16 protein-coding genes are annotated in these 19,208 nt (G+C 72.2%); 5 read left to right on the forward strand and 11 right to left on the reverse strand.

Annotated elements, in window-relative coordinates; all coding sequences use genetic code 11:
* Positions 1–3: 3 nt before the first annotated feature.
* The gene (locus OV090_RS40565; RefSeq protein WP_267710236.1) at positions 4–1,896 is read right to left on the reverse strand and encodes a hypothetical protein; all 1,893 of its coding nucleotides are present in this window, start codon (positions 1,894–1,896) and stop codon (positions 4–6) included.
* A gap of 78 nt (positions 1,897–1,974) precedes the next feature.
* Between OV090_RS40565 and OV090_RS40570 the strand changes: the two genes are divergently transcribed.
* Positions 1,975–2,739 (forward strand): protein phosphatase 2C domain-containing protein, encoded by a 765-nt coding sequence (locus OV090_RS40570; RefSeq protein WP_267710237.1) that lies wholly within the window; start codon positions 1,975–1,977, stop codon positions 2,737–2,739.
* A gap of 153 nt (positions 2,740–2,892) precedes the next feature.
* Here the strand turns inward: OV090_RS40570 and OV090_RS40575 are convergent, their stop codons facing one another.
* From OV090_RS40575 to OV090_RS40585, 3 genes are read right to left on the reverse strand one after another with little or no spacing between them, the layout of a single operon-like run.
* Complete coding sequence (locus tag OV090_RS40575; RefSeq protein ID WP_267710238.1) at positions 2,893–4,335, reverse strand: SUMF1/EgtB/PvdO family nonheme iron enzyme; 1,443 nt, start codon at positions 4,333–4,335, stop codon at positions 2,893–2,895.
* The gene (locus OV090_RS40580) at positions 4,332–5,819 is read right to left on the reverse strand and encodes a sodium:solute symporter family protein (protein WP_267710239.1); all 1,488 of its coding nucleotides are present in this window, start codon (positions 5,817–5,819) and stop codon (positions 4,332–4,334) included. The genes OV090_RS40575 and OV090_RS40580 overlap by 4 nt, the downstream gene beginning before the upstream one ends.
* A complete protein-coding gene (locus OV090_RS40585) occupies positions 5,812–6,039 on the reverse strand; it encodes a hypothetical protein (protein ID WP_267710240.1) in 228 nt (75 codons plus the stop codon). Before OV090_RS40585 ends, OV090_RS40580 begins: the two co-directional genes overlap by 8 nt.
* A gap of 80 nt (positions 6,040–6,119) precedes the next feature.
* Here OV090_RS40585 and OV090_RS40590 point away from each other — a divergent pair, with 80 nt between their 5' ends.
* The 4 genes from OV090_RS40590 to OV090_RS40605 all read left to right on the forward strand — a co-directional run bounded on the left by OV090_RS40590 (position 6,120) and on the right by OV090_RS40605 (position 9,060).
* Positions 6,120–6,593: a peroxiredoxin gene (locus tag OV090_RS40590; protein ID WP_267710241.1), complete on the forward strand. Its 474-nt coding sequence runs from the start codon at positions 6,120–6,122 to the stop codon at positions 6,591–6,593.
* Between the two features lie 256 nt (positions 6,594–6,849).
* A complete protein-coding gene (locus tag OV090_RS40595; RefSeq protein ID WP_267710242.1) occupies positions 6,850–7,248 on the forward strand; it encodes a hypothetical protein in 399 nt (132 codons plus the stop codon).
* Positions 7,249–7,520: 272 nt separating this feature from the next.
* The gene (locus OV090_RS40600) at positions 7,521–8,720 is read left to right on the forward strand and encodes an MBL fold metallo-hydrolase (RefSeq protein WP_267710243.1); all 1,200 of its coding nucleotides are present in this window, start codon (positions 7,521–7,523) and stop codon (positions 8,718–8,720) included.
* A 139-nt stretch (positions 8,721–8,859) separates the two neighbouring features.
* Positions 8,860–9,060, forward strand: a complete 201-nt coding sequence (locus tag OV090_RS40605) for an SEC-C metal-binding domain-containing protein (RefSeq protein WP_267710244.1) — start codon at positions 8,860–8,862, stop codon at positions 9,058–9,060.
* A gap of 852 nt (positions 9,061–9,912) precedes the next feature.
* Here the strand turns inward: OV090_RS40605 and OV090_RS40610 are convergent.
* The 7 genes from OV090_RS40610 to OV090_RS40640 all read right to left on the reverse strand — a co-directional run bounded on the left by OV090_RS40610 (position 9,913) and on the right by OV090_RS40640 (position 19,103).
* A complete protein-coding gene (locus OV090_RS40610) occupies positions 9,913–11,400 on the reverse strand; it encodes a GGDEF domain-containing protein (protein ID WP_267710245.1) in 1,488 nt (495 codons plus the stop codon).
* A 119-nt stretch (positions 11,401–11,519) separates the two neighbouring features.
* Entirely contained in the window at positions 11,520–12,674 is a 1,155-nt protein-coding gene (gene solA, locus OV090_RS40615; RefSeq protein ID WP_267710246.1) for an N-methyl-L-tryptophan oxidase, read from the reverse strand.
* 4 nt (positions 12,675–12,678) lie between these two features.
* Complete coding sequence (locus OV090_RS40620) at positions 12,679–13,794, reverse strand: tryptophan 2,3-dioxygenase family protein (protein ID WP_267710247.1); 1,116 nt, start codon at positions 13,792–13,794, stop codon at positions 12,679–12,681.
* A gap of 12 nt (positions 13,795–13,806) precedes the next feature.
* Complete coding sequence (locus OV090_RS40625) at positions 13,807–16,119, reverse strand: FHIPEP family type III secretion protein (RefSeq protein WP_267710248.1); 2,313 nt, start codon at positions 16,117–16,119, stop codon at positions 13,807–13,809.
* A 185-nt stretch (positions 16,120–16,304) separates the two neighbouring features.
* Positions 16,305–17,261, reverse strand: coding sequence for a DUF4215 domain-containing protein (locus OV090_RS40630; protein ID WP_267710249.1), 957 nt, complete (start codon positions 17,259–17,261; stop codon positions 16,305–16,307).
* Positions 17,262–17,358: 97 nt separating this feature from the next.
* Positions 17,359–18,099, reverse strand: a complete 741-nt coding sequence (locus OV090_RS40635; RefSeq protein WP_267710250.1) for a hypothetical protein — start codon at positions 18,097–18,099, stop codon at positions 17,359–17,361.
* A complete protein-coding gene (locus OV090_RS40640; protein ID WP_267710251.1) occupies positions 18,096–19,103 on the reverse strand; it encodes a fatty acid desaturase in 1,008 nt (335 codons plus the stop codon). Before OV090_RS40640 ends, OV090_RS40635 begins: the two co-directional genes overlap by 4 nt.
* Between the last annotated feature and the right edge of the window lie 105 nt (positions 19,104–19,208).

Genomic DNA, 19,208 nt, shown 5'->3' on the forward strand with positions numbered 1-19,208 from the left:
CGCTCACGACTTCGACCAGTGGATCAGCAGGTCGGCGAACTGGTCGACGAGCGCGGCCATGTCGGGCCCGAGGGAGTTGGTCTCCTCGTAGTGATTGCCCTCGGCCTCGTTGATCCACGGCATCGTCTCGGCCAGCTGGAAGTCGTACTCGGGGATGATGTAGCCGAGCTCGTCGTTGCCGAGGCCGACGATCCAGCGGTACGTCAGGCCCATGCGGTCCTCGATGTACGGGCCCTCGGGCGCCGCGCGGAGGTCGGGCGGGTTGACGTTGTCGGGCTTGAGGAGCGGCACCCCGTCGGCGTTGATGTGCGAGCCGTCGTAGCCGCCGATCGCCAGCTCCGGCAGCAGCTCGCCGGGCACCGTCAGCATCTGGATCGGCCCGAGCTCGACCAGCGCCATCTCGGTCTCGATCTCCTCCTTGCCCGGCATGTCGGCGTTGAACACCTCGCGCTCGAGCACCTGCAGGTCGAACATCAGCTTGAAGTTGGTGTTGCGGACCCCGGCGCGGAACCGCTTGGCCGCGAAGCGCAGCGCCGGCCCCGTGATCTCCTCGCCCATCGCCACCGCGTCGAGCGCCATCTCGCCGAGCATCTGCCCGACCGAGTCGGCCTTCTCGAAGCTCGCCGCCTGGTAGGTCTCGCCGTCCGGGTTCTCGACGTTGACCCCGAGCGTCGTCATCATCCCGCCGACGGCCCCGTTGATGTAGATCGCCGGCCCGCCGAGGCCCGGCTTGCCCTCCGCCGTCTGCCACTCCGAGCCCGACTCGACGGTCCGGCGCAGCGCGTGGACGAAGTCGGACGTCACCAGGTAGTTGTCGTTGGCCAGCGTCTCCGGGTGACAGCCGTAGTTGACGAGCGTGGCGATCGGCATGCCCTCGGCGTCGACCAGGTGGGCCGCCGAGATGGTCTCGTCGGCGATCCACGGGTCGCGCGAGTCGCGGAGCAGGTTGCCCATGCCCTTCGGGTGGTAGGTCGACACGTCGACCTCGCCGACCCGCATCGACCCGACCTCGCGCATGTCCTTGAACGCGCCGACGATCGCCTCGACGATGGTGTCGCGGACCTGCTGGCGGTACTCCGGCGTGTAGCCCGAGGTGAACAGGTCCTCGCCCCACAGGCCCATCGTGTCGGGGCCCTCGTGGTTGTGCGTCGCGTGCACGATCAGGTAGTCGAGGTCGATGTCCTGCGCCGGCAGCAGCTCGCGGATCGCCTCGACGTCGTTGTTGAAGTAGCCGACGGTGTCGATCGCCACGATCGCCAGAGTCGACTCGCCCTGGCGGAACGCCACCGCCCGCGCCCACAGCCCGTCGCCGCCGCCGACCAGCCCGTGCGTCGCGTCGCGCACCCCGTAGGCCGGGCGGTCGTGGCCGAACCCGGCCATGAACAGCGGCTGCAGCTTCCCGTCGCCCTCGCCGGCGTCGGGCCCCGAGTAGCCGGGGTCGCCGGGGCACTTCTGGTCGCAGCCGCAGTCGAGCAGCATGTCGTCCTTCGGCTTCCACTCGTTGTCCATGTCGACGTCGACCCACTTCTCCCAGCAGTTGGGGACGATCGACAGCACCGCCGCGCCGGCCTCGAGCGGCGCGTCGGGCTGCGCGGCGCAGCCGCCCTGCGGGCCGTCGGGGCACCACAGATCCGGCGGCTCGGGCGGCGGGTCGCCGGTGGTGCCGTCGGTGGTCGTCGGCTCGCCGGTCGACGTCGGCGAGGTCGTGGTCTCGGTGGTCGTGATCGTGGTCGGCGGGTCGCTCGTCGGCGCCGCAGTGCCCGGCGAAACGGTGGTCCCGGGGTTGGTGGTCGCGGCGGTCGCGGAGGCGTCGTCGCCGCCGGCGGTCGGGTCGAGGCAACCGACGAGCGTGAGGCTGGAGAGGGCGAGAATTCGGCTGCTTCCACGCACGGTCATGGGCGCTCCAGGTCGATCGTCGCCAGGGTACAACAAGCGTGGGCGCGTTCCCACCGGCCCGTGCTAAGGTGCGCCGCCATGGCGACGCGGCACTACGGCTACACCGACGTCGGCCGGGTGCGCAGTCGCAACGAGGACGCGTTCCTCGCCGACGCCCAGCTCGGCCTCTTCATCGTCTGCGACGGCGTCGGCGGCCGGGCCCGCGGCGAGATCGCCAGCCAGGAGACCGTCGAGTTCATCGTCGACTTCGTCAAGGGCGACGCGACCGACATCGAGATCGCCCGCCACGGCGGCGAGCTCGATCAGGCGGCCCGCCAGCGCCTCGCGGCCCTGCTGCGCGGGGCCATCCAGAGCGCCTGCTACATGGTCCACACCATGGGCGAGATGGACCCTGACCGAAGGGGCATGTCGACGACCGCCTCGGTGGTGCTGGTCGCCGGCCAGGTCGCCACGGTGGCGTGGGTCGGCGACTCGCGGGTCTACCTGTGGCACGCCGGCGAGCACGTGCAGCTGACCGACGATCACACTCTGGTGAACGTGCAGATCCGCCAGGGCACGATGACGCCCGAGGCGGCCAAGCTGTCGCACCTCAAGCACGTGATCACCCGCGCGGTCGGCCACCGCGAGTTCGTCGAGGTCGACGTCCGCCAGCTCGAGCTGGCCCCCGGCGACAAGCTGCTGCTGTGCAGCGACGGCCTGCACGAGTACCTCGACGAGACGGGCCTCCTCGCCCGCCTGTTCCAGGCCGACCTCGCCACCGCCGCCCGCGAGGCCGTCCGCCACGCCAACATCAACGGCGGCCGCGACAACATCACCGCGCTGTTCGTCGAGTACACCGGCTGACCTTCCGGACATGCCCGAAAGGGCATGCCCCCACGGACATGCCCTATCGCACATGTCCCTTCAAACATGAGCGCGGCGGCTCGCTTGACGGGCAGCTCGAGCGAGCTCGGCTCGGCCGAGCGTCACGCCCTCGCTTCGACCTGCCCCGCGGGCTCACTGCGTCGTGCGCACGCAGCGGGCCGCCAGGGCCGTCTCGCCGCCGACCATCAGCTCGCGCCACGGCGCGTCGGGGGCCGGCGGCGTCGTGTCGTCGATCTGGACCGCCGCCCCGTCTTCGGCCCAGAACGGCCCCGGACCGCGGAACACGTCCGCCAGTTGCTGGATCTCCAGCAGCGTCGGCAGGCGGAACCCCGTCAGCGCCTCGCTGCCGTACGGCACGCGCAGCCCCGCGCAGAAGCGGCGCGCCTCCTCCTGGTTGACCGCCTCGACCACCCCGCCGAACAGCTCGAGCGAGCCTTCGGAGCGGACGATCGGGATCGGCGCCACCGAGGCCGGCACCTGCAGCGGCTTGTCTTCGGCGCGCAGGTCGGCGGCGCAGCGGAAGCCGAGGCGGGCGTCGGCGGCGACGACGTCCCAGCCCTCGAGCTCGACCCCCGGGAACTTCGGCGGTCGGGTCTCGCGGGCGGCGCGGCGCTGGCCGACGCTGCCGTACTTGTACACGTGGCGGACCGGGTCGCCCGCGGGCGGCTTGCAGGCCGCGTCCTCGCCGCAGAACGCCGACTGCTCGAAGATCGCGCGGGCCACCGCGAGCGGCCCGTCGGCGGCGCGGAACGCCTCGCCGACGAACGGGCGCAGCGCCGCGTCGGCGTCGTACGTGTCGGCCACCCACTCGAGCGCGTCGCTGCCCATCCCGCGCACGCCGAAGTACGAGCTGTCCAGACGGACATGTCCTGCGGGATAGAGGCCCTGCGGGATGTCGTCCTTGATCTGGTTGCCCCACGGGTACACGCGCGCGTCGGGGCCGCGGGCCGCGTACTCCCACTCGGCCTCGCTGGGCAGGCGAGCGCCGGCGTGGCGGCAGTAGGCCGCGGCCTGCTGGTGGCTGACGCAGGTCTGCGGCAGCGCGGCGGCGACCTCCGCCTGGAGGTCCGCGATCGGATCGGCCTGGCCTTCGGGGCAGGTCGCGGCCGTGCAGGCGCCGGCACTCACGCACGCCGCGTAGGCCCCGCGGGTGACCTCGTGCAGGTCGATCCAGAAGCTGCGCAGCGCCTCGTGGCGCGGCGGGTTGCCCGACCAGCGGACCGCCGGCAGCTCGCGCGACGGCGACGAGTTGAAGTGGTCGGGCACGTTGCCCATCACGAACACGCCGCCGGGGATCTGGACCCGCTGCACGTGCGGGGTCTCCCACAGGCCGATCGGCACGCACTCGCCGTGGATGTCGCGCCCGCTGCCGCGCCCGCACTCGGGCATCTCTTTCTCCTGCTTGGCCTTTTCGGCCTCGGACAGCTCGGTCACCTTCGCCAGCTCGGCCAGCGGCCGGGCCTCGCCGACGGCCACCGGCGCGGGCGGCGGGGCGTCGAGCGCGGCGAAGCGGCGGCTCGTGGCCTCGCAGGCGGCCAGACACAGGGGGACGACGAGGAGCGCGCGGGACATCATGGGCTGCGGAACTCGAAGCGTTGCAGATGGGACTGTGCCATGGGCGGGGTCGTCAGCGACAGCACGAACATCGCGATCGCGTTGAGCACCAGCCCGACCGCGCCGATCTGCAGGTCGAGCGGGTTACACCACGCGTACAGCCCCGGCGCCAGGATCTTGGCCAGGAACAGCGCGAACGCGACCCCGAGCCCGACGAACAGCCCGGCCTCGGCGGCCACGCGGTTGGCCCGCCGCCAGTACAGGCCGAAGATCACCGGCGGCAGGAACTGCACCGGCACCGCGTAGGCCAGCAGCAGCAGGTCGACGATCGACACCTTGCTGGCGACGACCAGCATCCCCAGGCCGAGCGCGAACAGCACGACCACGCCCATCCGCATCAGCCGCGTCTGCGCCTGCTCCGACAGCGGCAGGCCGAGCCCGGACACCAGCACGTCGCGGACGAAGATCGACGCCCCGCCGTGCAGCAGCGAGTCGCCGGTCGACATCGACGCCGCCAGCACCGCGGTGCAGAACGCCGCGAACACCCACGGCCCGCCGACCTCCGGCCGGCTGACGAGCCACAGCAGCACCCCCTCGTCGCGCGGCGCCCCGGGCAGCAGCAGCGCCGCGTAGCCGAGGAACAGCAGCGGGATCAGGAACACGAGGAAGCTCGGGTAGGTCACCGCCGAGTACTGCACCGCCCGCGCGCTGCGGGCCGTGAAGCACTTCATGAACACCTGCGGCCACATCGCGAAGCCGAGCGTCGACATCACGATCTCCGCGGTGTACTGGAACGACGACGTCCCCGGCGCCGGCCCGGGCAGCGTCAGGTACTCCGGGCGCTCGGCGATCACGCGGTCGAACATCGGCGCGATCCCGCCGAACAGCTGGCCCGGGATCGCCAGCCCGAGCCACCACACCACCGCCAGCATGGCCACGCCCTGCAGCACGTTGGTCCAGCCGACCCCGCGCATGCCGCCGAACATCACGTAGACGGCCACCACCGCGTAGACCACCGCCGCGCCGAGCAGCGGCGACCAGCCGAGCGCGTGGTGCATGACGATGCCCGCGCCCTTGAACTGGATCGCCAGGTACGGGATGAACGCCAGCAGCGACGCCGCGCCCATCACCGTGGTGATCCTGCGGCTGTCGTAGCGGGCCCCGATCAGCTCCGCCTGCGTCACCAGGCCGAGGCGGGCGCCCATGCGGCGCACCCGGGCCCCGAAGTAGAACACCGGCACGAACGCCGCGGCCCCGTAGGCCAGCATGTAGAACGCGTCGGAGCCCTTGCTGATGACCCGCTGCGGCGTGCCGAGCAGCGCGTAGGCGCTGAAGATCATCGCGCCCATGACGAAGTACATCAGCACCGGGCCGAACGAGCGCTCGCCGGTGACGAAGTCGTCGGCGCCGCCCGAGCCGCGCCTGCCGGCGACGAGGCCGATCGCCAGCGAGGCGGCCAGGTAGGCGAACACCGCGTACGGCGCGACCGCGCCCAGGTCAGCCACGGGGCTCGTCCTCGGCCTCGACGGCGTCGACGGCCCGGCTCAGGTACAGCCCCACCAGCACCGCAGTGTTGGCGAGGATGACGAGCAGCACGTACGTCAGTGACCACGGCACGCCGAACACGCGCGGCTCGATGTGGTCGCCCAGCAGCGGGTAGAGCGGCCACACCAGCATCGCCGTCGAGGCGACGAAGTACAGCGGCGACAGGCGAACCCAGCGCATGGCCTTCACTGATACGAGAAAATTCGCGCCGTTTACAGGCCCTTCCGGGGCTGCGCGGCCGGCGGTACACTCGCGGGCGCATGAGTCGCAGCACCCAGCTCGCCGTCGGCGAAGTCGCCCCCGACTTCAGCCTGCAGGACCAGGACGGCCGCACCGTCGCCCTCGCCGATCTCCTCAAGGAGCGCTGCGTGGTCCTCTACTTCTATCCGAAGGACGACACGCCCGGCTGCACCGTCGAGGCCTGCAGCTTCCGCGACAGCTACACCGTGTTCGCCGACGCCGGCGCCGAGGTCGTGGGCATCAGCAGCGACGGCGTCGAGGCGCACAAGGCCTTCGCGGCCAAGCACAACCTGCCGTTTCGCCTGCTCAGCGATCGCGGCGGGGCGGTGCGAGGCAACTACGGCGTGAAGAAGACGCTCGGCCTCATCGACGGCCGCGTCACCTTCATCATCGACCGCGGCGGCGTGGTGCGGCACGTGTTCTCGTCGCAGGTCCGGCCCAAGAAGCACGTGGCCGAGGCCCTCGAGATCGTGCGAAGTCTCGCATCCGCTTGAGCTCGGTGAGCATGCTCCACTCGAGTCGTTGCCTTTAGCCCCCACCCCCTGGGGCCCCCCTGGCGAACCGGGGAAGGTAGGCTGTACGGGGTGTAGGGGTGGCCTGGAACGATGTCCGGCCATCCCTCAACAAACCTTCAGTGTGATGCATGCCCGCAGGGCGCCGGTGGCACCGTCCCCCAAGACGGACCATGGTTGACCGAACGTCGAGCGCGGCGCCCGCAGCCCAGCGCGGCTCGACGCAGGAGACACAGCCATGAGCCTCTTTGCCAACATCGAACACCTGGCGGCCGCCCCGGGCGTCGTCGCCGTCACGATCGACTCACCCAACCACCCACGGGGATTCCGGGGCGTCGACAGCTGGTCGCCCGTCCTCGACGCCTCGCTGCAGCTGTTCGGCCAGACCGGGGAGGACACCATCCGCCTCGTCATCGGCCAGCACACGGTGATCATCCAGAAGGAGCACGGCGACACGGTCGCCGTCGTGTTGCCCACCGGGCACGCGATCGCCAAGTCGCTCCGGCGGATGATCCGCCGCCTCGCGAAGAAGGAGCGCGGCCCGGTCACGACCGCGCGAGCGCCGCAGGCGCCGACCGAGCAGCCCTCGGCCGGCACTTCCGAGCCCTCGCCGCTCGATCGACCGGAGGCGGCCTGACAGAGGCCCTCTGGGCCTTCTGGACCCCACCGCGCGGGCCTTTTGGCGCGCGCCTCCGCTCGGAGTGCGTGATGGGCGCACCTGGAACGAGTCGCCCTCCGAGCGGCGATCACGTCTGACGTGTCTCTTTCGACAGGTCGCGTGACCTGTCCTCAAGCACCACCGGACGCTCCCTGGCCGTCTGGTCCCCGAGCCCATCGGGCCAACTTCACCCTCCCGACGCGGCGCAGCCCACGACCTCGTGGCCTGCGCCGCGCTGCTATCATCCGCGCGTGCGATTCGCCGTGCTCGTCCTCGCCGTGCTCGTGTGCGCCTGCGGTGCGCACGACGACGCCCCGCCGATCGAGGTCAAGCCGGACCCGAGCTTGACGCTGCCGCCGATCGCCCGCGACCGCGACCCGACCACGCGCCCGCCCGGCACCGACCCGGCCGACGCGATGACGCTGCACTTTATCGACATCGGCCAGGGCGACGCGACCCTGCTCGAGTTCCCGTGCGGCGCGGCGCTGATCGACACCGGCGGCGAGAAGAACGAGCTCTACGACGGCGAGGCCGCGCTCTACGCCTACCTCGACGCCTTCTTCGCCCGCCGCGCCGATCTCGATCGCACCCTCGACCTGCTGCTCATCACCCACCCGCACATCGACCACAACCGCGGCGCTGTCGGCGTGCTCGAGCGCTACACCGTCAAGAACGTGGTCGACAACGGCGCCGACGCCCCGCACAGCCACAACGACGGCACCGAGGACCCGGGCGCGACCCAGCAGATGGCCGTGCACGCGTGGCTGCGCAGCCACCCCGACAAGAACGTGCAGTACCTCGCCGTCGGCGCCGGCGACGTGCCCGCCGAGGGCCTGCACAGCGCGATCGTCGACTCGATCGGCAGCTGCGCCCGCGCGCCCACCGACCCCAAGCTGACCGCCCTGTGGGGCACCGTCACCCACGACGTCGAGACCTACGGGGACAACCCCAACAACCACAGCGTGGTCGTCCGCGTCGACTACGGCGAGGCCTCGGCGCTGTTCACCGGCGACCTCGAGCTCATCGGCCTGAGCCGCCTGGCCGACCGCTACGAGAAGCACCCGGAGCTGCTCGACGTCGACATCTACCAGGTCGGCCACCACGGCAGTAAGAACGCCACCATTCACTACCAGATGGCCCTGATGAGCCCGCGCGTGGCCGTGATCTCGATGGGCCCGTACGAGCGGAATATTCCGTGGACCGCCCGCAAGTACGGCCACCCGCACATCGTCGCGCTGGAGCACCTCGTCCACCCCGAGTACGGCGTCCGCGGCCGCCGCGCCCCCACGCAGGCGATGGTCGGCTTCCGCGGCGCCTATCAAGACAAGGTCACCGAGATCTTCCAGCGCCGCACGATCGACCGCGCGATCTACGGGACCGGCTGGGACGGAACCGTGGTGATCGCGGCCCACGCCAACGGCTGGCTCGACGTCAAAACGCTCGGTCGCTGACCGCGCCGGGGTCGTCACCCCGGCTTTCGGATCGCCGCCCCCACGCCGGCCTATGCCGCAGACCACACGCGGGCGGACGCTCGCCGGCCGCGCCGACGCGCCTTGCCGCCCGCCGGTCCGCTCGCGCATAGTCCCCCGCATGCCCGGCCACGAGCACGTCCACGGCCCCGACTGCGACCACGACCACGACCACGATCACGCCCACGGCCACGTCCACGGGCCCGACTGCGACCACGACCACGGCCCCGCGCCCTACGTCCGCACCGCCCCGAAGATCGGCCGCAACGACCCCTGCCCGTGCGGCAGCGGCAAGAAGTACAAGAAGTGCCACGACGCGTGAGCGGCTGCGCCTGAGGACATGCCGCCTGGCGCATGTCCTGAAGGACACCCTCCTCGCCAGCCGCCCGCACCGCGCCGCGCTCGCTTCGCGCCAGGGTTTTGCCCCGCCGCGCGGGTCGCTGCCCGCGGGCGGCGAGCACGGCGACGTCGCCCTCTCCGACAGCTCGATGAAGGCGACGACATCGCCGCGGGCACCGGGGCCACCTGTCCGATCGGCCAGCCGCTGCGTCGTCCGTCCGCCTCGCCGCCGACGACCGCGCCGCGCTCGCTCCGCGCCGAGCTGCCCGCCGGGCCCGCTGCGACATGTCCCTCGTGACATGTCCCAAGTGCCATCCATAGGAGCGCCGCGCTCGCTACGCTGCCCGATCGCCCGGCTCCGCGCCGCGCTCGCGTCGCGCCAGGCCTGCGCCGCGCTCGCTTCGACATGTCCCCCGCGACATGTCCCGTCCGCCAGCATCGCCCGCGCCGCGCTCGCGTCGCGCCCGGGTCGCACCGCGCCGCGCTCGCCTCGACAGGTCCCTCGTGACAGGTTCCGTCCGACCGCTCGCACGCTCGCATCGCGCCAAGAATTTGGCAGCTCCGCCGCGCACCCCACTCACCCGACGTGTCCTGCGGGCCAGGCCCGCGGCGCCCCTCGGCCGCCCTCGCATCGCCCCGAATGTGCCGCTCTGCCTCGCGCTCGCTTCGCCCCAGGGTTTGTCGCCCCTGACCGGGCTCTCGACGCCGCGCCTCGCCGGCCGGAGGCCGCAGGTCCCATCCGACATCCGCGGCCGCGTCGCCTTCGCTTCGGGTCGAACCGCCGCGTCTCTTCCCCACAGGACATGCCCCCCAGGACATGTCCTTTCTACCAGCATCAATCCAGCGGCTCGTCGTCGCTCGGCGGCTCGAACAGCATCGGCGCCTCGTCGCCCTCGATCACCGCCCGGCCCCGGCCGCCGCGCTTGGCGTCGATCAGCGCCGCCTCGGCCTCGGAGAACAGCACCGACATCTCGTGGTTGTCGCGCGGCCACAGCGACCCGCCGGCGCTGAGCGAGATGCCCATGCCGAGGCCCAGAGTGCCGACGCGGCGGGCGATCGCCAGCACCTGCTCGTGGGTCGTGTCGGTCACCAGCACCGCGAACGCGTCGCCGGTGAGGCGGGCGACGATGTCGTGCGAGCGCAACGTCGAGCGCAGCATGACCCCGACCTGCTGCAGCAGCTCGTCGCCGGCCTTGTGCCCGCGGGCGAGGTTGACCCGCTGCAGGTAGTCGACGTCGAACAGCAGCAGCGCGCACTGCGAGCCGAGCCGCTGGGCCCGCGACTGCTCGTCGGCCATGCGCGTCTCGAACTCGCGGCGGTTGAACAGCCCCGTCAGCTCGTCGTGGCGGGCCAGCGTCTCCACGCTCTCGCGCAGGCGCAGGTTCTCCGACGCCAGCGCCGCGGTGTCGAGCAGGAAGCCGATGAACTCGCGCGCCTGCGGGTCGATCGGCGCGCGCCCGTACGGGTCGTCGGCGACCACGATCCCGAGCACCTTGTCGCGCAGGCGGATCGCCGCGACCAGGAACTCGCCCGGCGGCTCCAGGGCCGCCAGCGCCGGGTTCATCGGCCGCTCGCGGGAGAAGAGCAGCGGCCCGCTCGCCGCCAGCGCCTGCCCGATCTCGTCGCGCGGATCGGTCGTCACGTCGACCGCGATCGTGCGCACGAAATTCTCGTAGCGCGGCTCCGTCGTCTCCACCTCCGCGATCCGCTGCTCGAGCGACAGGCCCGTCGTCGCCCGCCCCGCCTCGGCCGCGTCGGCCGGCCCGATCGCCGACTCCCCGACCAGCGCCCGCCCGTCCTCGTCGTACACGAACAGCGCCGCCCGGCTGAACCCCAGGGCCAGCCCCGAGGTCATCCCGATCAGCAGGATCGTCCGCAGCCGGTCGATGCTGCCCGTCTCGAGCATCGCCCGGGTCAGCCGCCGCAGCGCCTCCTGCCGCGGTGACTCGCGCGCGAAGCGCTCGAGCGCCCCTGCGGCCTCGTCGACGTCGAGCAGGCTCTGCGCGACCCGCCGCGCGAGCGCGGGGATCCCTTCGGCCAGCTCGGCTGTCCCGAGGACCAGGTCCTTCATGCCATGGATGAAGCGCACCTTCGACCCGGCCGCGCTCATGCGGGCCCCGACCAGCCGCAGCGACGAACCGTGGCCCGCGAGCCGCAACAGCTGCAGCGCCAGCGGGGGCGCGTCCTCGGCCGGCGCCTCGACCTCGAGCGCGAGCGGCACTGCCAGCCGCTCGAAGAGGGTCCGGAGATCGTGCGGCACGTCGACCGCACGCACGGCCGTCGCCAGAGCCTCGGGGATCCCGCTGAACGCTGGGTCGGACATCGGCCCCGCGATGCTGGCAAAAGCCCCGCAGGCCAGCAACGGGCGCCGACGCGCATCCGCGCGCTTCAGCGGCCCGCGCGGCCACCGGCGCGGATTTGTCCGCGCCCGGCGCGGGCCGATCACCCCGCGTGGCGCGCGCGCGCGAACGCTCGCAGGGCCTCGGGCGCCGACCCCGTGATCACCGCGTCCGCCACCAGCTCGCCGATCGCCGGCGCGAACTTGAAGCCGTGCCCGGAGAACCCGCCGGCGACCCACACGCGCCTGTCCCCGGGGACATGGTCGATCACGAAGTCGGTCGACGGCGTGCAGGTGTAAAGGCACACCGTCGCGTGGACGAACTCGCCCCGCCCCGCCGGCAGGTACTCGGCCAGGAACGCGTCGAGCGGCGCGAGATCGGCGGGGTGGATCGCGCGGTCGACCCGCTCGGGGTCGACCGCCGCCTCGGCAGCCCCGACCTCCGGCGGCGGCACGTGGCACGCCAGCTTGAAGCCGGTCACGCCCTCGTGCCCGTACGGGAACCCGTACACGAAGCCCCCCGGGCCGAACGAGGCCCACACCGGCATCGCCGCCAGGCGGGCGATCGCGTGCGGGTCGGGCCGCGTCCACGCCAGCACCCGCCGCAGCACCTTCAGCTTGCCCGGCATGAACCCCGGCAAAAGCCCCGGCAGGTACGCCCCCGCCGTCACCACCACGTGGTCGGCCGGCAGCAGCGTCCCCTCTTCGAGCAACACCCGCGGCCGCTCGCCGAGCGCGACCTCGCGGACGCGCACGCCCGTCCGCCACACTGTCCCGAGGGACATGGCCTCTCGTTTTAGCGCTTCGAGACATGGCCCTACGCGCAGGTAACCGCCCGACGGCGTGAAGCAGGCCGTCCACCCCTCGGGCACCGCGATCGGGAAGCGCTCGCGGGCCGCGGCCGCGTCCATCCGCTCGTGCTCGACCTCCGCCGACACGCAGGCCGCGATCGCGTCCTGGTAGTCGGGGTCGTCCTCCGGCCCGAACTCGACCATCCCGGTGCGCACCAGCAGCGTCTCGCCGGCCTTCTCGCCGAGCGCCTGCCACAGCGCGTCGGCGCGGCGGACCAGCGGCACGTAGCCTGCCCCCTCGTGGTACGACTCGCGGATGATGCGGGTGTAGCCGGAGTGGCTGCCGTGCTCGTGCACGTGCGAGAAGCGCTCGAGCACCGTGACCTCGGCCCCGCGGGCGGCCAGCGCCCACGCGGTCGCCGAGCCCATCGTACCGCCGCCGACGACGATGACCTTCGGCCCGCGCATCGCCTCACTCCTTGGCCACGAAGCCGTACACGTCGGGCCCGCGCAGCGGCGGCAGGGCCGTCTTGCGGATCATCAGCGTGCGCACCGCCCACAGCTCGCGGAACACCCGGTAACGCAGCGCCGTCTGCTCGAGGTAATCGACGCCCGCCGAGCCGCCCGTGCCGGTGCGGCGGCCGATCACCCGCTCGACCATCCGCGCGTGTCGCTGCCGGAAGATCACGAACGCCTGCTCGAGCTCCACCAGCCCGTCGAGCACCTCGCGCGGCCAGGCCAGCAGCGGCAGCTCGCGGTAGCTCTCGATGAACAGCAGCGCCGCCCGCACCCGCGCCACCCGCAGGCGATCCTCCTCCGGAACCTCTTCCGCCAGCAGGAACTCGCGCGCCTTGACCCGCTCCTGCTTGTAGCGCTCCTCGATCCGCCGCCGGTCGGCCTCGCCGGGCGCCGAGTCGCGCACCAGGATCATCGCCTCCTCGGCCTCGATCGCCTGCGCCTTGAGGTAGTTCTCGACGAACCGGCGCACGTTCTCCGTGTCGCCCTCCTGCTCCGGCGTCGAGCCCTGGATCGGCGTGCGGTGCAGCCACTCGTTGATCGACTCGAGCAGCGTCGGCACGTCCTTCAGCCGCGCCTCGACCCGCTTCGACGCCGGCGACGGCCGCCCGTCGGGGTAGCGGAGCGCCCGCAGATAACTGTTGTCGTGGCCGAGCGGGATCCGGTCGTCCACCTTCAGACCCATGATGATCTCGATCTCCCGCAGCTGCGCCGACTGGAACCCGCTCGCTGGGCTCAGCTTGTCGCGGAAGCCGAGATAGTCGCGGGTCGTCATCGTCTCCATCAGGCGGAAGTGATGCGCGACCTGGTCGAACAACAAGGCGGTGCGGCGGATGCCGCGGACCGCGTCGGACAGCGACTGCTCGCGCACCTTCTCCTGCGCGAACAAATTCCGGACGCGCACCAGCTCGCGGATCGCCAGCTTGAACCACAGCTCGTCGATCTGGTGGATGGTGATGAACATCACCTCGTCGTTCTCGAGCTCCGCCTCGTCGGGTTCGACGCCCGTCTGCAGCGAGAGCAGCTCCTCGAGCTTGATGTAATCCCAGTAGAGGGTCGCCTTCTCGGCCATAGGCCGCGAAAGCTACGCCGTGTCACGCTCGCCCGGCAACGTCCGGCCGCGTGAGGCGCCGCCCGCGTGCTGCACGGGCGCCTCGAACCACCGCACCGCAGGTCCGTCTGGATCTCCGGGCACCGGCAGCTCCGCCTCTTGCAGCTCCACCGTGCTCAGCACCGTCACATGCGGCGTTCCGCGGGCCAGCAGCAGCGCGAACACCGGCCGCGCCCGCGCTGAACAAACGACGATCGGCGGCGGCCCATCCTCGTTTTTCCCGCCGACAACATCGTTCTGCAGCACGCGCCGGCGCCACGTCTGCCGCGAGCGGGCGTCGAGCCCCAGCCGCAGCCCGCGCTCGCCGCTCACCGCTCGCGACAGCAGCGCCGCCTCCGCGTCGCTCACCGGCCGCGTCCACGTCACCGCCCCCACTCGGGCGTGCGCGGCCACCACTTCGTGGACCCAGTGCGGCGCCAGCCGCTCGCGCAGCGCCGCCAGCCAGCGGCCGCGCTCGCCCGCCTGGCGCAGCAACGGCTCCGACGCGACCGCGTCGAGCAGCGCCGCGAACTGCGGCAGCGGCACCCGCTCGCGCAGCAGCCCGCGCGTCAGCTCGAGCAACGCCGCCGGCCCCACCGCCGCCAGCACCTCGCGGGTGACCGCCGGCTCGCGCGCGTGGTGGGCCTCGAGCACCGCCGTGATCGTGTCCAGATCGACCAGCGCGTCCGCCCCCCGCATCACCGCCCGAAACACCGCCGTGACGATCCTGTCCTCCAGGACATGCCCCGAAGAACCTGCCCGATCGACCCTACCTCTTCGATCATCTTTAAAATCTCCGCCCCTTTCCGACTCGCCGCCGGCCGCCCCCTCCGAGGATGGACCTGCCCGAACAGTCAGGTCACTCCCCCGCTCCGCTTCGCCCGCGGCTTCCCCCGACCACGGACCTGGCCGAACAGTCATGTCACTCCCTCGCTCCGCCTCACCCACTGCGTCCCCCGACCGCGGACCTGCCCGAACAGTCAGGTCACTCCCCCGCTCCGCCTCGCCCGCGCCCTCCCCCCATCTCTGACCTGCCCGAACAGTCAGGTCACTCCTCCGCTCCGCCTCCCCCGCTCCTTCCCCCGACCGCTGACATGCCCGAACAGTCAGGTCGCTTCCCCGCTCCGCGAGGCTCCCTACTCCGCCCAGATCCTCCGGCCCGCTCAGCACTCGCTCGCCGAGCCGCACCGCGAAGCTCGGCCCCGCGGTCACCACGATCGGCGGCACCTCCACGCCGAGCGCCCCGCTGCAGCGCCGCCGCAGCTCGGCCAGCGGCCGGCGCAGCGCCTGCATGTCCTTTTCGTCATGTCCCGAGAGACAGACCACGATCCGTCGGGCCGGCCGACCTCGGCGCCGCCGCGTCCACCACGCCAGCGCCCCCAGCCCGATCGCAGTGAGCCCGAACGCCGCGGTCGGCATCCCCGGCGCCAGCGCCAGCCCGGCCAAAAGCCCCGCCGGGGCCGCCAGCAGCCCCGGCGACCCCCACGTCGCGCGGCGCGGCGCCGGCTCCTCACGGTCGACCCGCGCCACCAGCAACGCCCCCGCCAGCCCGACCAGCAATGCAGGCACCTGGGCCAGCAGCCCGTCGCCGATCGCCAGCCGCCCGTACAGCTCGAGCGCCGTCGTCAGGCCGAGCCCGTCGCGCAGCCCCACCGCCAGCCCGCCGACGATGTTGATGCTCGTGAGCACCAGGCCGAGGATCGCGTCGCCGCGGATGAACTTCGCGGCCCCGTCCATCGCTCCGTAGAAGTTCGAGCGCTCGCGCAGGCGGGCCCGCAGCCGCGACGCCTCGGCCGCCGAGATCGCCCCGGCCCGCAGATCGGCCTCGATCGCCGCCTGGTGCCCCGGCAGGCCGTCGAGCGCGAAGCGGGCCGCGACCTCGGCGATGCGTTCGCCGCCGCGGGCCACCACCACGAACTGCACCACCGTCACGATCGCGAACACCACCGCCCCGACCAGCAGGTCGCCCTGAATCACCAGCGTCGAGAACGCCGCGATCACCTCGCCCGCGTCGGCGTCGCGCAGGATCAGCCGCGTCGTCGTCACGTTGAGCGCCATCCGCGTCAGCGTCATCAGCAGGACGAGCCGCGGGAACCCCAGCAGCTCCGCGCTGCGCCGCGCAGTCACGCCCGCCACCAGCGCAGTCACCGAGCCCGCGAGGCTCAGCGTCAGCAGCAGGTCGACCAGCCAGCGCGGCAGCGGCAACAGCGCGCACACGACCGCCGCCAGCACCCACAGCACCAGCCCGTAGCCCGGCAGAACCGCCCAGAAATCCTGTCCGGAGCCCACGGCTCGGCCGATGCGCATTGTCGCACAGGCTAGCCGCGCGCGAACGCGCGCCAAGATCGGCAAGTGTTCAGTGCGATTTCGCCCCTCGCTCGCCGCGGATCACACCGTGCTCGCCGCGTCGCTCCGGTCGCCATCGCCGCCGCGAAGCTCGCTCGACGAGCACGCCTCGGCTTCTCCGCGCTCGCGCAACGACACCCGCGCCGTCACTCGACTTCGATGCAGTACAGCCGAAACTGGCTGTCGCAGCTGCGCGGCGAGCAGGCAGTCCAGTTGCCGTCGACCGCGCCGAAGGCCCCCATCAACCCCTGCCCGCGATCGGCCTGCCAGTTGTTGCAGTTGGCCGCGTCGGCCGTGCCGTCGACGTGGGTGCCGGTCCACACGCCGTCGCTGCTGGTGGCGCACGACTCCATGAGCCACGGGATCGGCGTGCCCTGCTCGGTCACGTTGATCATGCCCTTCAGCGCGCCGGTCTCGAACGCCGTCGAACTGCTCGCCACCGGCGTGCCGCCGACCATCACGTACTCGCCGGTGTAGCTGCCGATGCGATCGATCGCGTTCGCGCCGCCGTCCGACAGCCACGCCCGGTACGTGCGATCCTTGACCGTCGCGACCTGCGACGCCTTCGCCAGCGCGTTGCAGGCGTCGTCGGCGAGGTCGAGCGAGCCGACCTCGATGCCCGTGTACGACGCGCTGGTGAGGAACACGAACCGCTTCTTCTTGTTCGGCATCTCGACGGTGCACAGGGCGCTGCAGCCGTCGCCGTCGGTCAGGTTGCCGTCGTCGCACTCCTCCACCGGCGGATCGATCGTCCCGTCGCCGCACACTGCCACGCCGGTGTCGTCGGTCGTCGTCGTGCCAGGGGTCGGGTCGATCGTCGACGTCACCGGCTCGGTCGACGTCACCGGCTCGGTCGTCGACGTGGTCGTCGTCTCCGTCGTCCCGAGAGACGTCACAGTGCTCGTCGGCTCCGTCGTCGGCGCGTCGCTCGTGCTCGTGCTCGTGCTCGTCGCGGACGCGTCCGTCGTCTCCGGCGCGGTCGTCGTCCCGGTCGTCGCGGCGCTCGTCTCGCTGCTCGTCGCGCTGCCGTCGATCCCGGACGGCGAGAAGCACCCCGAGGAGGCGAGGACGACCATCAGGACCTGCGACCGCGCGAAGGGCATCGGCCGCACTCTACTCGACGCGCGTCGCCCCGCACCAGTGGACCGAGCGTGACGCATCACCGACGAGCCACGCTCGTGGCGGACCCGCGCCCGGACCTCAGGCGCGCGCGCGCCAGACCCCGCGCAACGCCAGGGTCGCCGGCGGCTGCACGGCCTCATGGTGCAGCTTGCCGAGCAGCTGGAACAAGTTGAACACCACCAGAGTCGCGAACGCGCCCAGCTTGCTCACCGTCCCGAACACCGGCGGCCACAGACACAGCGCAGTGCAAGCCGCCGCGATCACCGGCAGCCCGACCACCAGCCCGGCAGTCAGCGCGATCGCCTGGCGCCGCCACCGTCGCGGGTCGAAGTCGGCGATCAACGGACCACCTGGCCCTTGGGACAGCCACACCCGATCACCTGTCCCGATGGACACCTCGACCGCGCGCGTCCACCCGGCCGCGCGCGTCGCCGGGGCCCGCGCGGCCGCGAACGCCTCCGCGCCGGCGCAGGCCGCCGCCGCCCGCTGACGCGCCCGGCCGACCCACACCGTCCCGCCGGCCAGCCCGACCCGCTCGGACCCGACCGCCACCACCCCGCCGAGCACCTCGGCCTCGTACGCGCGGTCGTGGAACCAGATCGCCGCGTCCCCCTTCGAGCGCCCGACCTGGCGCACCCGGTGGATCGCCGCCTGTCCCTCGGGACCTGTCCCTTCGACCACCACACCGGCCCGCGCCCGCGCCCCCCAGCGCCGCACCAGCCGGGCGCACTCGCCCCAGCCCGCCGCCGCGATCAGCAGCGTGTTGAGCCAGAAGATCGCCAGCGCCGCGTACGCCAGCAGGGCCGGGAAGCCGGTCACGCTGGCGCCCCTTCCGGTCCCGACTGCTCGCGCGCCGCCTGCTGCTCGGCCGCCGCCCGCCGCTCTACGCGGGCCAGCTCCTCGACCTCGCCGCCGTCGCGCACGCGCATGACCGGCCGCCGCCGCGGCAGCACGAACGTGCGCAGCAGGTACAGCACCATGCTCGGCTCGTCGAGCCGCGGCTCGATGCGCGGCGCCACCTCACGGCGGTGGGCCTCGGCCAGCTCGGTCCAGTGCAAGCCGGCGCGGTTGTGGTGGATCGTGTGGTAGCCGTTGTTGCACATGATCCAGTTGAACCACCGGCCGACGAAGTTGCGCGAGTGGTTGTACTCGCTCGACGGGTCGGTCGCGTCGTGCTGGATCAGGTTGATGCGGAGGATGCAGCGCGCGCCGTACAGCTGCGGCAGGGCGATGAACAGCAGCGCGCCCCAGAAGTCGTACAGCAGCGCCGCCCCGGTCAGCCCGAACGCGACCACGAGCTCGGTCATGTACTGGCGCACAAACCCCTGCTGCTTCGTCACCTGGGCCCAGCGGCCGACCCCCGCGAACGTGTTGGGCCCGGCGATGTTGGGGAAGTGGATCAGGTTGAGCAGGTGCCAGCGGAACGCCACGTGCGACGGGTCGGCCCAGTCGGGCTGGCCGTCGTCGGCGAAGTGGTGGTGCACCAGGTTGTGCGCCGGCACGTTGGCCGAGGCCGGATAGAGCGCGCCGAAGCTGAGGACGCTGCGCCAGATCAGGTTGAGCCGCTGCGAGTGGAAGATCCCGCGGTGCATGTGATTGTGGATCACGACCGCGTTGAGGAAGCTCAGCAGGCACGTCAGCGCGAACGGCAGCGGATGGCGCCAGGCCGGCGCGAAGTACATCAGGCCCATCAGGCCCAGGTACGCGCCGACGATCCCGACCTGCCGCCACTCGGCCGGATGGCGCACGAGCCAGGTCCCGTGCTCGCGCTCGCGCTCGTGCGCAGCCGGCTTCGCACCGGCGGCTTCGCCCTGAGAGACCATCGCCGCGGCACCATACTGCGCGCGCCGGACGGCCTCAATCTCCGCGCGCGTGGGGACAATCTCGACGCGCCCCGGCGCGCGTGATATCCCTGCCCCGCGCCTGTC

This window comes from Nannocystis sp. RBIL2 (genome assembly GCF_026626745.1).
In the GTDB taxonomy this organism is placed as follows: Bacteria; Myxococcota_A; Polyangia; order Nannocystales; family Nannocystaceae; genus Nannocystis.